This is a genomic window from Flavobacterium sp. (genome assembly GCF_041911335.1).
Lineage (GTDB): Bacteria > Bacteroidota > Bacteroidia > Flavobacteriales > Flavobacteriaceae > Flavobacterium.
Window position 1 is genome coordinate 1 of the sequence record NZ_JAYRPD010000064.1, and the last position, 1,976, is coordinate 1,976.

The window sequence follows — 1,976 nt, forward strand, 5'->3', positions numbered from 1 at the left end:
ATAGCCTTTAGGAAGTCTATCTATAGTAAATGCTATGTATTCAGATATTTTCATTGTTTTATTATAATACAAATATAAATCATTTGTCCAGTTTATTAGTAAAAAAACTGGACATTTTTAAATAAAATATCTCTTGACTATAATCATAACCTTTTAATCTAATAGAACGCCGTTGGTGTTTTTTTGGTTGGTATGAGTGCATGGTTTGTTAATTATTTAATTAAATCTAATCTCTTTTCACGTTATTTAGTTTATTTATTTTAACTCCTCACCATTCTCCCCAGCAACAATTCCTTCAATCCCTCTAGTTTTTGATGATTTTGTCCTCTAATTAACAGTTGCTTGTTTAATTTTTGTAGTATTGAAGTCAATCTATTTATCATTTTTTTTTCAGGTACAAATATTCTATATTCCTTTAAAATTTCTGTTTTTAAATTGTTAAAAACACTTCCGTTACTTGATGAAACTATATCCTTTTTGTTAAAAATTAAAAATTCAACTAAAATTTCTCTAGTTATATTTTTGTAATTTTTGAAAATTAACCAGCCATCATGAACACAAGCGTCAATCATCATTAATCTTGGCAAACCAGGAGAAGCGCTATTAGATAAAATCAATGTCCCTGTTTTTACCTCTCGACTTTTAGAAACTCCTTTTTGAGATATATATTCATTTGTTTCAAATAAATATCTTGTTGAACAAGCTGTTGCATCAGAAATTTTAACCCAAGGCTTACCAGAATTGTCCTTACTCATAAACTCATCAATAGGTCTAGGAGATGCTCCTCTTATTATAGTAACTTCATCTTCTAATCTCTTTAGTTCCCACCCCTCTGGAATTTCTTTCTCCAACTCCTCGCACCAAACCATTTTACCGCCATTACTTTTGTAAGGTTTTCCATTTTCACTGGGTTTACCCTGAGCGAAGTCGAAGGGAAACTCAAAATCCACAAACCACTGTTTATAAATCGTTTGTGCAGTTTCTTCTAATTTGGCAATCAGTTGGTTGTTCAGGTTAATGCGGTTTTGTATGGTGTGGTATTCGTTTACCATTTCCTGTTGCTTTTCTAGGGAAGGAATGGGGAGCATAACCTCGCTCATTTCTTGCCAATCAAAGATTTCTCTAGCACTTCCGTGAGATTTGTAACGAGCATATCTATCAAATTCAGGTCTTCGAAACCACATCATTAAATATTCGGGTAATAATAGATTATTGGTTTCAAAAACTACATAAGCCTGTGACAATAACGCTTGTTCTTCATTAGATAAAGCAATAGAAATTTTGTCTCCATTTCTAGAAGTTACTGGTCCGTAAGCAAACTGATTTTTTTGGATAATTTTATACGTTGACATATCTGTTCCCACAGTATTAGCAATAGAAATAATCATTTCTTTTTTAATACTCACACCCAACAAAGGATATTGTTTCAAATCTTTGTTTCGGATGTTTACTTCTTGTATATAATCGCCTAATCTTTTATAATTGGATTGCATAACCTAACTCCTTAAAAACATTCAACAAATCTTTTTTAGATTGGGCTTCTTCTTGCAATAATTGGGTAATATCCTGTTGCAATGCCTTCATTTTATCCTCATAATCTATCTGCTCATCTCGGTTTACAAAAGCAATGTACTTACTCGGCACCAGAGAATAATCTTTGGCTTTCACTTCTTCTTTGGTCGCACTGTAACAGAACTCTGGGATATCTTCATAACCTTTCAGCTTGTTTTCAGACGTTGCCTGAGCCTGTCGAAGGCACTGCCAAGTGTGATACGTTCCTGCAATTTCTCTAATTTCTTCTTCAGAAAATTGGGTGTATTTTTTCTCAAAAGGGATTCCTTTTTGTCTTAAATCCAAGAACAATATTTCGTTTTCACGGTTTCGGTATTGTCGCACTTCATCAGGCAATTGTACCGTTTTTTCTTTTTTGTTTTTATTGAGAATCCAAAGCGTTACACTAATATCTGTTGTATAAA

At 32.6% G+C, this 1,976-nt stretch carries 2 protein-coding genes; both read right to left on the minus strand.

Annotation, left to right across the window (positions count from 1 at the left end):
- Positions 1-260: 260 nt before the first annotated feature.
- Positions 261-1,493 carry a restriction endonuclease subunit S gene (locus tag ACE3PD_RS10475; RefSeq protein WP_374402220.1) on the minus strand — a complete coding sequence of 411 codons (1,233 nt, stop codon included), beginning with the start codon at positions 1,491-1,493 and terminating at the stop codon, positions 261-263.
- Positions 1,477-1,976: N-6 DNA methylase (locus tag ACE3PD_RS10480; protein ID WP_374402222.1), on the minus strand; the 500-nt coding region annotated here is incomplete at its 5' end. The genes ACE3PD_RS10475 and ACE3PD_RS10480, both read right to left, overlap by 17 nt.

Coding starts and splice junctions, on each gene's coding strand:
- ACE3PD_RS10475 (WP_374402220.1), bottom strand. CDS start 1,493: ATGCAATCCAATTATAAAAGATTAGGCGATTATATACAAGAAGTAAAC.